The organism is Thermogemmatispora sp. (assembly GCF_042408735.1).
GTDB lineage: Bacteria > Chloroflexota > Ktedonobacteria > Ktedonobacterales > Ktedonobacteraceae > Thermogemmatispora.
In genome coordinates, this window is sequence record NZ_JBHOQV010000094.1 from 29,317 (window position 1) to 42,887 (window position 13,571).

8 protein-coding genes are annotated in these 13,571 nt (G+C 62.1%); 3 read left to right on the forward strand and 5 right to left on the reverse strand.

What is annotated here, in order from left to right; translation table 11 throughout:
- Window positions 1-498: 498 nt before the first annotated feature.
- Window positions 499-1,929: a cysteine--tRNA ligase gene (cysS, locus tag ACFMO7_RS07770; RefSeq protein ID WP_376794956.1), complete on the reverse strand. Its 1,431-nt coding sequence runs from the start codon at window positions 1,927-1,929 to the stop codon at window positions 499-501.
- 777 nt (window positions 1,930-2,706) lie between these two features.
- Here cysS and ACFMO7_RS07775 point away from each other — a divergent pair.
- Window positions 2,707-2,895 carry a hypothetical protein gene (locus ACFMO7_RS07775; protein WP_376794957.1) on the forward strand — a complete coding sequence of 63 codons (189 nt, stop codon included), beginning with the start codon at window positions 2,707-2,709 and terminating at the stop codon, window positions 2,893-2,895.
- A gap of 298 nt (window positions 2,896-3,193) precedes the next feature.
- Here ACFMO7_RS07775 and metH read toward each other — a convergent pair whose 3' ends face one another.
- The 4 genes from metH to ACFMO7_RS07795 all read right to left on the reverse strand — a co-directional run bounded on the left by metH (window position 3,194) and on the right by ACFMO7_RS07795 (window position 11,373).
- Window positions 3,194-6,796, reverse strand: a complete 3,603-nt coding sequence (gene metH / locus ACFMO7_RS07780) for a methionine synthase (protein WP_376794958.1) — start codon at window positions 6,794-6,796, stop codon at window positions 3,194-3,196.
- A gap of 458 nt (window positions 6,797-7,254) precedes the next feature.
- A complete protein-coding gene (locus ACFMO7_RS07785) occupies window positions 7,255-9,171 on the reverse strand; it encodes a protein kinase (protein ID WP_376794959.1) in 1,917 nt (638 codons plus the stop codon).
- A 238-nt stretch (window positions 9,172-9,409) separates the two neighbouring features.
- Window positions 9,410-10,618: an aminotransferase class V-fold PLP-dependent enzyme gene (locus ACFMO7_RS07790; protein ID WP_376794960.1), complete on the reverse strand. Its 1,209-nt coding sequence runs from the start codon at window positions 10,616-10,618 to the stop codon at window positions 9,410-9,412.
- Between the two features lie 314 nt (window positions 10,619-10,932).
- Window positions 10,933-11,373 carry a YbjQ family protein gene (locus ACFMO7_RS07795; protein WP_376794961.1) on the reverse strand — a complete coding sequence of 147 codons (441 nt, stop codon included), beginning with the start codon at window positions 11,371-11,373 and terminating at the stop codon, window positions 10,933-10,935.
- A gap of 348 nt (window positions 11,374-11,721) precedes the next feature.
- Here ACFMO7_RS07795 and ACFMO7_RS07800 point away from each other — a divergent pair, with 348 nt between their 5' ends.
- Entirely contained in the window at window positions 11,722-12,363 is a 642-nt protein-coding gene (locus tag ACFMO7_RS07800) for a TetR/AcrR family transcriptional regulator (RefSeq protein WP_376794962.1), read from the forward strand.
- A gap of 5 nt (window positions 12,364-12,368) precedes the next feature.
- Window positions 12,369-13,571, forward strand: a complete 1,203-nt coding sequence (locus ACFMO7_RS07805; RefSeq protein ID WP_376794963.1) for a cytochrome P450 — start codon at window positions 12,369-12,371, stop codon at window positions 13,569-13,571.

Here is a 13,571-nt window from a genome sequence, read left to right on the forward strand (position 1 = left end):
GGATAGGTCAGGAGATCGGCGAGTCGCTCTCTCTGATCGAAGTGAGCCTTCTGCCATCGGCCCTTGCCCAGCTCCTCAGCAGAAGCAGGCGAGCAAGGAAAAGCAGAAGAACAGCGGGAAGAACGCCAGGCGAGTCCTGGCTCCCTCCCGCTCTTACTAGCTAAGACAACCTCTATCATCCAGCCAATATTATACGTTGTGATCGGAGCAGGTAGCAGGCTTGCAGCGTAGGCCCGCGTTAGCGAGGGCGGTGTCCGTTCGGTGCCCACTCATATCCCAGGTGCAGCCTGCTTCTTCTTGGGTGAGTAACAGGAAGCTCATCAGAGCGAGCGAGGAGCGGGCGCGAGCTGACTGCTGGCCGCAGCAGCCAGGCCAGTCCCTCGAATTGAGCGCGAGGGACTGGCTCATCCTCATCCTATCCCGCTGGTGGCCAGCGGCAGTCGACGGTCTAGCCAGCAGCGGGATGAGCAGGGCGCCGATCCGGCGGACCCCAGACGGCTAGACCAACTCTGTGCCGTGAGGCGTATCGCGCACCTCAAAGCCAAGCGCCTTGATCTGCTCGCGCAGAGCATCCGAGCGTTGCCAGTCGCGGGCGGCGCGAGCCGCCTCACGCTCACGCACCAGGGCCAGCACCTCCTCGGGAATGGGACGCGGCTGGCGAGGCGCCACCGTCTCCAGGCGCAGGCCGAGGACGCGATCGAAGTCCAACACCAGGCGGCGCCGTTCCGCTGGCGGAATGCGCTGATTGTGGAGCGCGCGGTGGGCCAGACTGAGAGCCGTAGGCAACTCCAGGTTATCGTTGATGGCCTCGTGGAAGGCATCTCGCAGGCGCTGAGCCTCCTCGGACCACGGGCCTGTCGCCCCCACACCATCGGCAGGCAGAGCCGCCAGCGCCTCACGCAGATTATTCAAGCCGTTCTGGGCAGCAGCAATCGACTCATCGGTAAAATTGATCTTCGAGCGATAGTGGGCGGTCAGCAGCAAGTAGCGTAGAGCCAGTGGCTCAATGCCGCGCTCCTTCAGCGTCGAGAGCAGAACCACATTCCCCTTTGAGCGAGCCATCTTGGCGTTGCCAAAGTCCAAAAACTCGCCGTGCACCCAGTAGCGCACCGGGGGCTTACCGCTGACGCCCTGGCTCTGAGCGATCTCGTCCTCGTGGTGAGGGAAAATCAGATCGACCGCGCCCGTGTGAATATCGAACTGCTCGCCCAGGTACTTAACGGACATCGCCGAGCATTCGATATGCCAGCCGGGGAAGCCCAGTCCCCAAGGGCTATCCCAGTTCATCTGGCGCCTGGGGCTACCGCGCTTCCAGAGAGCAAAATCCTCGGGCGATTCCTTATCATCAGCCACTTCCATCTGTTCGCGTCCATGTCCACCGACCCGCAGCTGCTCCAGGGTATTGCCGGAGAGCAGGCCGTACTCTGGAAAGCGACTCACATCGTAGTAGACGTTGCCCTCACTGGTGACGTAGGCCAGCCCCTTTTCGATGAGCTTGGCGATCATCTCCTGCATCTCAGGAATATGCTCGGTTGCCCTGGGCACAATATGGGGCGGCAGAATATTCAGCTCGGCAGCATCTTCCTCGTAGCGGCGCGTATAGTAAGCGGCAATCTCGTAGGCCGAGCGACCGGTTCTGCGGGCCTCATGCTCGATCTTGTCCTCACCGCTCTCCTCAACATCGTTCTGCAGGTGGCCGACATCCGTGATGTTGCGCACCAGCAGCACCTCGTAACCGTTGTATTCGAGCATGCGGCGCAGCCAGTCGGTCATCAGGAACGTGCGGAAGTTGCCGATATGGATATCGCGATAGACGGTGGGTCCGCAGCTATAAATGCCCACCCTTGGTGGATGAAGCGGCTCAAAACGCTGTTTCTCTCGACCGAGTGTATTAAAAAGCACAATCGGCCTGGCCGATATGCTGCTCATTGTGCTCTTCTCTCCTAATGTGCAAAAATGCTCACAGAACTGTACCCAGAATAGAGCCGGGGGGGTGAAGCAAGCAAGCAAGCAAACGATGCGCTAGTCGCGTGTGTTGCGGCCAGAAACAGCGTGGGTACAGAAGTGTGTTGCAGCTCGTGGTATAGCCGCCATCATGCCCATAGCACCTTCAGTCTCTGATTTCTCTGCCCTAGACTCTCGTCTCGTCACGCCTCATCTCATCTGCGCTCGGTGCCGACGGCCAGGTCACGCCAGCGAGCGCCTGCCCGGAGGCCAGTCTATGCTTCAGCCGGGAGGGAGCCACCGCGCTGTAACGGTTGAGGTGGGTCCGTCCTCGCTAGTATAGCATACTCTCGGGCGCTGGTATAGCCCTGCACAGAAAATGCGGGCTTTTTTCTGGTCGGCGACCATTGCCCGCCATTTTTTCGGTTTGCGCCCCCTATTGCGTCTACAGGGTAGAAGGTCGAGACGCAGAGACACGGCTGCCTGGCAGCGCTGGACCAGCGACCGGCTCCCCGGCCCTCTGACGTTAAAGCCCTGTTCGTCTGCGCTCTGCCTTCTACAAGCAGCGTCCTCCTGCCGTCCTTGCCTTCGTTTGGCCCCTGGCTTCCCACACCAGGCCAGCTCGGCAGGAAGGATTGACTTATAGTCTCTCTTCTCATAGTTGCTGGTCATATTTATGATTTCGAGACTATGAGAGAAGGATCGAAATCAGTGATGGGCCAGCATCGATTCCAAACGAATGATAGGAGGAGGAGAAAAGCGATGTCCACTCGTCAGGCCCAGTCTGAGCAGCGTATCTGGTCTACTTTCCCCTATGATGGCCCGGGTCCTTACGACGACGACAACGGGGGAGAGAGCCGCTGGAAGCCAGGCACCTCGCCCGAGGACACCGATCCCGACGAAGAGGAGGGGGAGGAATCGCAAGTCGAAGGCCAGGGAACAGGGCAGTAGCTCAGCTCTCGCTCTCCGTCGCTGCTGGTGAGCAGGCGCTGCAACCGACTTGTTCCTCTCAGCATCTGAGAGTGCAGCTTCTGCTCCCAGGCGCGGATCAACAGAGAAGAACGCACCAACGTCCTGCGAGCTCTGCCCCTCACATCCTACCATAGCTGGGCGCCAGAGAGCAACCGCCGCGGCAAGATCCTTGTCGAAGCGAGCCGACCGGGGAGCCGCGCCGCTCCGCCGGGGTCCGAGCCGCGGCGGTGGGCTGGCCATTGCCTCTGCTGGTGCTGCCGCCTCTCTCAGCGCTCGCTCATAGGCTGCCCGAGCCTGGAACTGGCTCCCGTACCGAGAAATAGACGGCCTGGGGATGATGGACCACGATGGCGGCAGTCGACTGCTCTGGTACCAGCTGATAGCCGGCGGTCAGCTCGACACCAATGCTGCTCTGGACCGGCAGCAGCTCGAACAGCACGCGATGATCCTCCAGATCGGGGATGGCGGGATATCCCCAACTATAGCGTCTGCCTCTCCCTGCCTGCCCTAGCAGGCCCAGCTCGCGGCGAATGTGCTGGTTGGTATACTCTGCCAGCGCTTCTGCTAGCTGTACCGACAGCCCATGTAGAAAGTAGGCTTCTGAATAGCGTCCCTCTTGCTGAAGACGGTGGACCAACTCCGATGGTCCAGGACCCACAGTGACCACCTGCAGGGCCACGACATCGATGAGGCCGCTGGCCGTTGAGGCAAAATAGTCGGCCAGACAGAGCCGCTCGCGCTCGTGCTGGCGCGGAAAGCGGAAGCGAGCCAGCTCGCGCAGGGTCTCCCTGCCCTTCGTCAGCGATTGTGGATCGTAGACAATCAGGCTGTTGCCCTGGGATTGGCAGGGATAGTAGCCATAGATGACGCGCGGCTGCACATAGCGCTGTTGCCTGGCCTCGCGTAGCATTCGCTCCAGGCGTGGGCGAAACTCCTCTGTCACCAGGCGGGCGAAGTCATCGCCATGCGCCTTACCGCCCCAATGCAGGCGGAAGAGCGTATTCTCATCCAGGCAGGCCGCGATATCCTCCAGGCCGATACGCTCCAGGACGCGTGGCCCCCAGAAAGGCGGTTGCGGGAGCGAGGGGGCCGGTTGAATGCTGGCCGAGGGCTGCTCGTCCTGGGTGGCGCCTCTCTCCGTGGAGGTGGCCTGCCGTTGCTGCTGCTTCTGCAGCTCGTGGAGGGCCTCCTGTTTGATGCGTTCCACGAAGGCCGCTCGCTCGCCTGGATCGCCGGTCAGGCGATCCATAATCTCCAGTCCCTCGAAAGCGTCACGCGCATAGAAGACTCCCGGCTCGTAGGGCACCAGGCGTGTCCGATTGCTGGCGGACTCCTCCGACTCTTCTACAAAGAGGATCCGGCGGCCATAGGCGCGATTAATGGCAGCGCCGCCGACGATCACCGGGTAGCGCAGACCACGTCGATGCAGTTCTTGAACGCAGAGCGGCATCTGCTTGGAAGTACTGACCAGGAGAGCGGAGAGGCCGATGGCGTCGGCGTTGACCTCGACGGCCTTATCAAGGATCGTATTCAGTGGGACCTGCTTGCCCAAATCGTAGACTGTATAGCCGTTATTACTCAAGATCGTATTGACCAGGTTTTTCCCGATATCGTGCACATCGCCGAAGACCGTCGCCAGGACGACCCGTCCCTTGGTGTAGCCCTCCTTGCGCTCAAGATAGCCTTCCAGGTGGGCCACTGCGCGCTTCATGACCTCGGCGGACTGCAGCACGAAAGGCAGGATCAGCTCACCGGCCCCGAAGCGATCGCCGACCTCTTTCATAGCCGGCAGAAGCACCTCGTTGAGCACCTGAACGGCGGCCTCGCTCGCCTTCAGGTTCCCAGAGGCGCAGCGCTCCTGGATAGCCGTCGCCACCAGCTCCTCGATGCCCTCCTTGCGCCGATGCAAGATCTGCCAGTGGAGGCGCTCATCGGTACTCAAGCCTTCCGTGGGGTCGCCTCGTGACTGCGTCCCTGTCTCCGGCTGACCGTACTCCTCAAAATAGGCGATATAGCGAGGCAGGGCCTCGGGGCGATTGTAGATCAGATCCTCGGCCAGGCGGCGCTGCTCCTCGGGAATCTCCGCATACGGCTTGATATGCGCGGGATTCACGATCGCGGCATCCAGGCCGGCACGAACCGCGTGGTAGAGAAAGACGCTGTTGAGCACAGCTCGTGCAGAGGGTTTCAGACCAAAGGAAACGTTGCTCACGCCCAAGAGGGTCAGCGCGCCAGGCAGCTCTGCCTTGATGCGGCGTAGTGCCTCCAGGGTCTCGAGAGCCGCCGTACGCAGGTCCTCCTGGCCCGTTGTAATAGGAAAGGTCAGAGGATCGAAGAGCAGGGCCTCGGGCGCCAGACCATACTCATTCACGCAGATCTCATAAATCCGGCGGGCGACGGCCAGCTTGCGCTCGGCGCTTCTGGCCATGCCGGCCTCATCGATCGTCAGAGCCACCACCGCTGCCCCGTGCTCACGGGCCAGGGGCAGTACGCGCTCGATGCGCTCGCGCCCGTTCTCCATATTGATCGAATTGATAACGGCGCGACCCGGATAGGTCTCTAAAGCCGCCTGGATCACGGCCGGCTCCGTCGAATCGATGAAGAGCGGGACCTCAATGCCCTGCGAGAGCTTTTTGACCGTCTGGGCCATTTGCACGGCCTCGTCGCTGCGCTCCGTAAGCGCGACACAGACATCCAGAGCGTGGGCACCGCCCTCCACCTGTTCACGAGCGATGGCCAGCAGGGCATCGTAGTCGTCGCGTAGCAGTGCCTCTTTGGCCTTGCGGCTCCCCTGACTGTTAACGCGCTCACCGATCAGCAGCGGAGGCGGGTCCTGCCGCAGGCTGGTCGCGCGCATGCCGCTTGCGACCAGGGGGAGCGAAACCGCCGAGAAGCTGCGCTGTCTGAGCAGGTCATCGGCTGGCGGACGCGGGCGGCGTGGTGCCGTGCGGCAGGCTTGCACGATTGCCCGCAGGTGAGCGTGAGAGCTACCACAGCAGCCGCCCACGATGTTGACGCCGAAGTCCGTAATGAACTCGCGCAGGGCCGCCGCCATCGCCTCGGGAGCCAGGGGATAGACGGCCTTACCGCCCACGTTCAGGGGAATACCGGCGTTGGGAATCGTCGAAATCGGCAGAGGGCAGTGCTCGGCCAGATAGCGCACCGGCTCGCGCATGTGTTCCGGACCGGTCGAGCAGTTGAGGCCAATGACCTGGACCCGCAGTCCGACCAGGGTTGCCATAACGGCGGCGATGTCGGTCCCGAGTAGCATGCGACCGCTCGTATCGAGCGAGACCTGGGCCTGAATGGGCACCTGGCGCCCAGTTTGCTCCATCGCCCGGCGCAGGCCCGTCACGGCGGCTCGCACCTCCAGGAGATCCTGACTGGTCTCGATCAAGAGCACGTCGACGCCGCCCTCCAACAAAGCGGCAGCCTGCTCCTGGAAAACCTCAACCAGTTGCTGATAGGTGACATTGCTCAACACCGGGTCGTCGGAAGACGGTAGCATGCCGGTCGGACCAATCGAACCCGCCACAAAGCGTGGCCACTCGGGCGTACTATAGCGATCCGCCAGCCGGCGTGCCAGGCGGGCGGCGGCCAGGTTGATCTCGCGTGTGCGTTCCCCGAGACCGTACTCAGCAAGCTTTATGCGGCTGGCCGTAAATGAATTAGTCTCCAAGACATCGCAGCCCGCTTCCAGAAAGCCCACATGGATCTCCTCGATTACCTCCGGTCGCGTCAGCACCAGGTACTCATTGCAGCCCTCGGTGGCAGGGCCCCCATAGTCGGCTGCACTTAGCTGATAGGTCTGAATCGTGCTGCCCATAGCACCATCGAAAATCAGAACGCGCTGTGCCAGGGCCTCCAGAAAGCGGCTCATAAGCAGACCGCTTGCCTCCTCTACACTCTTGCTTGTATTCCTCGCTGCCTCCCGGCTGGTGATGGGCCAATGAGGCGGAACGCCAGCGACTGATCTCCAGCCGGAGCGGAGTCGCTTGTTGGGTTGTCTCTCTCCGATCGGGGCCGGATGATGCATCCGGGGCCGATGGTCTTGGGCGCTCTGCTCTGGTCAGCTAGTTGCAAACAGGCTCTCTGGACTGGAAGGCGAAAAGGGACGGTGGATCGTCGACGCTGACCGGATTGCTCTATTATAGCATGTTTCAATGCCGGCTGAGCTTGCAGGCTTGGGCGAAGCGGAGCATCCGCTATTTGATTCTTTTGAAATATAATAAGCAGATAAAGGAATAAAAGGAGGATAAGTCAAGTGAAGAGGAAGCAGTACGCTTGGGAGGAGAGGAAGGAGGATGGGCAGAGTGAGCCGTCCCCCCTTCGCCGACCTCACTCTTGGGGAGCGGTCTCTGGGCTGAAGGGCTGCCAGATCTGCACCGTGCCATCCCAGGAGCCGGAGGCGATCGCCTCACCTGTCGGCGACCAGGCCAGGGTACTCACCCAATCGCTGTGGCCGCGATAGCTCACGAGCGGCGTTGTGGGAGCCGCGGCCTCGGTAGCCCGCCAGACATGCACCTGCTCATCGACGCTGCCGGAAGCGAGCAGGCGGCCATCGGGCGACCAGGCCAGGCAGGTCACGCCTCCGTCGTGGCCATAGTAACAGAGCGGTTCGCGTCCCCCATTGAGGCCGCGCGGATCGCGGGCCTCCCACACCTGTACCGATTGATCATCGCTGGCTGAGGCCACAAAGCGTCCATCGGGCGACCAGGCCACCGCATTCACCTTGTCATGGTGGCCGTAATAAATGCGGATGTTGCTCCCACTGCTCGTCGTCGGCTCCCAGACATGGACCGTGCGGTCCTCGCCCCCGGAGGCGAGCTGCCGACTATCGGGGGACCAGGCCAGAGCGGCGATGCTGCCGTGGTGGCCGCGGTAGGTGCAGACCAGGCGATGGGTGGCGACCTCCCAGACCAGGACCAGGCGCTCCTCACCGGCGGCGGCCAGATATCTCCCATTGGGCGACCAGGCCAGGGCCAGAATACGCTCACTGAGGCCCTCGTAGCGTCCTCCTGCGGGTGGCTGTAGTCGGGCCGCGCGAGCCTTGTCAGTCAAGACGGCCAGCACCTGGACCACCTCCGACAGCAGGCCATCGGTCATCGCCAGATAGCGCCCATCCGGTGACCAGGCGATGACCGGAGCCTCCAGCGAGAGGCCGCGCTGCACGAGCAGCGTCTCCCCGCTGCGGCTATCCCAGATCTGGACGCTTTCATCCTGGCTGCTGGAGGCAAGATAGCCTCCGTGGCTGGCCCAGGCCAGTGAGGCTATGCGAGCGCTGTGGCCGCGATAAACCAGGCGAGGCTTGCTCAAGACAGACGAAGGTGACCGCTCCTCGGCTGAAGTTAGCGTGGCGCCTGCCTGGGGAGCCGTCGACGCGAAGGGCAGCGGCGATTTAAACTGTGAACGCGGCAGCGGAGAGAGCGGGGGACGCTCCTGGCGACTGGCGCGCTCCAGCTCGCGGGCGAACTCCTCTACCGAGGAGAAGCGCTCATTGGGATCCTTGGCCAGAGCGCGCAGAACCACCTGTTCCACCGCCGGGGGAACGGTTGGAGCGCGCTCGCGCAGCGGTGGCGGAGGCGCGATCTGGTGCTGCAGAGCGATCTCCTGAGTTGTGCCCTGGAAAGGCCAATCGCCCGTCAGCCACTCATAGACCACCACTCCCAGGGAGTACTGATCGCTTGCCAGGCGGGGGCGCCCGCGCAACTGCTCCGGCGCCGCGTAAGGAACCGTTCCCTCAAAACCCTGAAGCTTCTCGCGGCGATAGCCCGCGCTGCGTGCCACCGTGGCAATATCGAAATCGCTCAACCAGACCTGATTGTCTGGTCCCAGCAGCATATTGTGCGGCTTAATATCGCGATGAATGAGCTTATAACCGTGAATATAGTGCAGGGCCGCAGCCACCTGGCGCACGTAGGAAACCACCGTTGGCAGGGGCAGGGGCATTCCGCGCGGGTGCCGTTCGCGCAGTGTCCCGTGGGGAGCATAAGCCATCACGATGAAGGGCAGCCCATCCTCGGTCCCAAAATCGAAGACGCGCACAATGTGTGGATGCTCCAGCCGAGTTAAGATCTGCGCGCGGATCAGCAACTCGGCCAGCTCTTGACTTGAGAGCTGGGCCTCAACCACCTTCAGCGCTGCCTGGGCCCCCGTGCGCAAGTGCTCCCCCAGATAGACGCGCGTCATATGGCCCTGGCCCAGCAGGCGCACCAGCCGATAGCCACCCAGCCGCTGATCGATTCGACTGACCATAGCCCTCTTCTCCCCTCGCAAGGTTCCTGCTCTCTCTGCCCGCCGCCCTCTTCTCCTTCTGCCTCGCGAGTGCTCTTGTTGGAGGATTGTAGAGAATGGGAAAGAACATGTCAAGCGGATAGTCAAGATGGTATATTCTGATGCTTTTTGCGCTCCCTTGTGCAATAGTGGGAGAGGAAGACGGGAAGGCAGCCGAAAAGGAGCCTTGTCGGAGCAAAACAGGGAGGGGCCGGAGCACTCAGCTTAGCGAGCCGTCGGTCAGCAAATGCTCCAGCGTTCGGCTAAAACGCTCGACCTCCTCTTCGGAATTGTAATAATGCACCGAGGCCCGCACCAGGGTCTGAAGGCCGCGGGCCTGCATATCCAGCAGAGCGGCCTCGCGTGGGACCACCGAGACATTGATCCCCTGCTGGCGCAGAGCCTGGCGGATCGTCTCGGCCTCCTGGCCCTCCACCGTAAAGGTCACGATGCCGCCCTGGACTGCGCCCCGATCATGCACGATAACGCCTGGCAGCGGGCTGAGACGAGTTCGCAACAGATAGGCGAGATCGCGGATCCGGCGCCAGAGCTGGCGCTGATCCCACTGCAGCAAATAGTCGATAGCGGCCCCCAGGCCAAGACGATTGGCCATGCTGGCCTCCCAGCACTCAAAGCGGCGTGCGTTCGGACTCAGGCTATACTGGTCTGGGGCTGTCCAACTGGCAGAGTGCAGATCGATCAGGGGCGGTTCCAGCTCTTCCAGCACCTCCTGACGCACATACAAAAAGCCAGTACCACGTGGAGCGCGCAAGTACTTGCGTCCCGTGGCTGCCAGCATATCGCACCCGATAGCGCCCACATCGAGTGGCATCTGACCGACCGACTGTGTTGCATCCAGCAAATAGAGCACCCCCGCCTCACGGGCGAGGCGTCCCACCTCTGCAGCGGGATTAACCAGGCCATTATTGGTCGGCACATGTGTCAAAGCGATCAGACGGACGTGCTCATCGAGGGCATTGCGCAGGGCGCTCAGGGAGATCTGCCCATACTCGTCGTCGGGGATCACCTCGACGCGGACGCCGCGCCGGCGACTCATCTGCAGAAAAGCCAGGTAGTTACTGGCATATTCAGCCATGCCGGTCAAAATGCGATCCCCGGGAGCGAAGGGTATAGCGTAGAAAGCCATGTCCCAGGCGCGGGTCGCATTCTCCAACAGGGCCACCTCGCTCGGCTGACAGCCAAGCAGGGTGGCCACGGCCTCGTAGACGTGGGTGAGGGCCTCACGCATCTCCTCGGCGGCCTCGTAGCCGCCGTGGCGTGCCTCCCGCTGGAGGTGAGCGCTCACCGCCTCCAGCACGGGCTGAGGCATAAGGGCCGCCCCTGCATTGTTGAAATGGAGCACCTCGGCGCAGCCCGGCGTTTCCGCGCGCGCCTGCGCCAGGTCAAAAGCGCGAGTCTGCCGTTCCATGCTTGTCATTCCCTTCCTGTGGCCGACGCGCCTCCTTGAGCGGCGTCCCCTTTGCTCGGTCGCTACTCTGAGCTGACCTGAGCTGATCTGAGTCTCTCCCTGCAGCTCTGAGCGGCCAGGAAGCCCACTGTCACCTCCAGGTGCCTCCCGGCCTGCCTGTATGGGGACTGTTCCCCGGGTCGCAGGCCGGAGGCGGGCGCCGCCCAGCCGGTCGGCGGCGGCGCGGGAGGCCATCGGAGGAACCTGCCTGCCTTCCTGTTGACCTGTCGATATGGATGGGGCTGGCAGCGCCTGTACCTCCGCAGGCAGGGACCTTACTGTCCGACTGGGATGACGACGCGGCCCTGACCGGTGGGCGGCATATTGGGACCACTGCCGACCCAACGCACGGCAGTGCCGATGGCCGTCACCTCCATCCACTCACCATTATGCAGATACTGCACCTGGATGTCGACGCCGATGACGCCATCGGCGCCAAGCTGATCAGCCTCAAACTGCATGCGGCTCAGGGCCAGCTCGCGCGCCTGATACATCAATTGTGAGTATTCTTTCAGCTCGCCCTGAAAATGGGACTTGATCCCCGCCAGCCAGTTGCGAATGGCGCCCATCGAGTAAATGCAGTTGCCCATCACCAACCCCAGAGGCTGAAAGCCCTTATCGACAACCAGCCAGAATTCCTGCCCGGAGAGATCGGAGGTAAAGGCCCGGCCCCGGTAGCCAGGCCGGACATCCATCGCTGTTCGTGGTTCGCTCATGGGACCTCTCTTTCGCTGTGACCTTGTCTGGCCGCTTCTTGTAGCCTTGCTTGCTGCCGCAGCGCGCAACCAGCTTCGCTGCCAGACGGCTTGCCGCCTTCTCAGGATAGGCAATCGTCTCCGGAATGTCAACCATAGGGCGAGTGGAGTGGCTGCTGCCCTCAGCAGACGGCCCTGCGACAGCTCGCTCTGCGGCTCCTATCTGATCTACGTCTGAAGCATCTTGACTCATACGTCTAAAATATGACTGGAAAGTTCAACATGCTGGGAGAGAGCGCGAAGGCGAGGCGCTCTCGGCTCGAGGTGAGGAGGGGCATCACCCAAGAGGAAGGAGGAGCGAGCAAGCCGATGGCGAGCGAGATGGGAAAGCAGCGCCTGAAAGAGCGACTGCGCGAGGTGCGCGCGGAGCTGATTCTCAACGTGGCTGAGGAGGTTTTTGAGGAGCGGGGCTATCACGAAACGACGATGGATGAGATCGCGGCCCGCTGCGGCGTGGCCAAGGGGACCCTCTATCAGCACTTTCCCGGCGGGAAGGATGAGCTGATCAGCGCCCTCTTTGAGCGGCATCTGGAGCAGTTCGCGCGGGCTATCGCCCAGGCCCAAAGCGCCGCCGGCACGGCTCGTGGCAGGCTCAAATATATTCTTGAATATGTCTATCTGGAACGCAGCGGCCTGCATGCTCGTCTCTTGCAACTCCTCACCTACGGAGGAGACCTCCGTCAGGCTCTCAAAGAGCGTCTTGGCCCCCGTCTGGAACAGATTGGGGCTGCTATCCGCGCCCTGCTTGAGCAAGGTCAGCACAGCGGCGAGTTCCGGGCCACGCTCTCGACCGAGCTGCTGCTTCAGACATTTATGCATCTGCTACTCTTCAACAAGTATCAGCCAGTGCTTGAGCGCGAGCAACTCTCTCCCGAGAGCCTCGTGGCGCAGGTTGCGCAGATTTTCTTTGACGGTATTGCTAGCGACACATCTGGAGAGGAAAGGACATAGCAGCAATGCAATCACAACCCGGTTTGCGCGCAACGGCCCCCATGCTCTTCGGACTCCAGCCTCTGGAAGATACCGAGCGTTCCTTCGCCTGGTTTGCTGCCATGCGCGAGGCCCATCCGGTCTTCTTTCACGAGGGGACAGGCATCTGGCAGGTCTTTCGCTACGATGACGTCCTGAACGTGCTCACCGACTATGCGCGCTTCTCATCCAACGCTTTTGAGGACGTTGGAGCCTTTTTTGAAGGGACACTGGTCGCCAAAGACCCACCAGAACACCGTAAGCTGCGCAGCCTTGTCAATCAGGCTTTCACGCCGCGGGCGGTCGCGGGCCTGGCCGATCGCATCAGGCAGATCACGCAGGAGCTGCTTGACGCCGTGCTGGCCAGGGGAGAGCTGGATGTGGTGGCCGACATCGCCTTTCCCTTGCCAGCCAAAGTGATCGCCGAGCTGCTGGGCGTGCCTGATGAGGACTGGGACATCTTTCAGCGCTGGGCGCAAGCTGATCCCTCCTCTCCACTGGCGCGGCGTATGGCGGGACGGACCATGCGCCAGGAGATGGAGGAGTACTTCACGGACCTGATCGCCGAGCGTCGGCGTGCGCCGCGCGAGGACCTGATCAGCGCGCTCTGTCAGGCTGAGATCGACGGACAGCGTCTTAGCCAGTCCGAACTGCTGAGCTTCTGCATCTTACTGCTGGCTGCCGGCCAGGAGACGACCAAGAATCTGATCGCCAATGCCGTTGTCTGCTTCACCGACCATCCCGAAATCATGGAGTGCCTGCGCCGTCAGCCGGACCTGATGCCGGCGGCCATCGAGGAAGTTCTGCGCTTTTTGCCACCCGTCTGGTTTCTGTTGCGACGCACCACGACCGAGGTTGAGCTGGGGGGACAGCGCATTCCTGCTGGCCAGAGCGTCCTTGTCTGGACGGCCTCAGCCAACCGTGACCCGGCCCAGTTTCCGGAGCCGGATCGCTTCCTGATCGATCGCAGTCCCAATCGCCATCTGGCCTTCGGTCATGGCATCCATTACTGTGTTGGGGCGCCGCTGGCGCGCCTGGAGGCCAGGATCGCCCTGCCGTTGATGCTGCAGCGTCTGGGCAGACTGGAGCGTCTGCCGAACGTTCCCATCATGGTCAATCGGGGTCTGGTTTTTGTCATTCGCTCCCTGCCGATTACCTTTGAGGCGGCGGCCACCGGTAGCCAGCGCTAG

Bases quoted from the DNA above. Each gene is read 5' to 3' on its own strand.
- cysS (WP_376794956.1), bottom strand. From the start codon at position 1,929: ATGAGCAGCATATCGGCCAGGCCGATTGTGCTTTTTAATACACTCGGT.
- ACFMO7_RS07775 (WP_376794957.1), top strand. From the start codon at position 2,707: ATGTCCACTCGTCAGGCCCAGTCTGAGCAGCGTATCTGGTCTACTTTC.
- metH (WP_376794958.1), bottom strand. From the start codon at position 6,796: ATGAGCCGCTTTCTGGAGGCCCTGGCACAGCGCGTTCTGATTTTCGAT.
- ACFMO7_RS07785 (WP_376794959.1), bottom strand. From the start codon at position 9,171: ATGGTCAGTCGAATCGATCAGCGGCTGGGTGGCTATCGGCTGGTGCGC.
- ACFMO7_RS07790 (WP_376794960.1), bottom strand. From the start codon at position 10,618: ATGGAACGGCAGACTCGCGCTTTTGACCTGGCGCAGGCGCGCGCGGAA.
- ACFMO7_RS07795 (WP_376794961.1), bottom strand. From the start codon at position 11,373: ATGAGCGAACCACGAACAGCGATGGATGTCCGGCCTGGCTACCGGGGC.
- ACFMO7_RS07800 (WP_376794962.1), top strand. From the start codon at position 11,722: ATGGCGAGCGAGATGGGAAAGCAGCGCCTGAAAGAGCGACTGCGCGAG.
- ACFMO7_RS07805 (WP_376794963.1), top strand. From the start codon at position 12,369: ATGCAATCACAACCCGGTTTGCGCGCAACGGCCCCCATGCTCTTCGGA.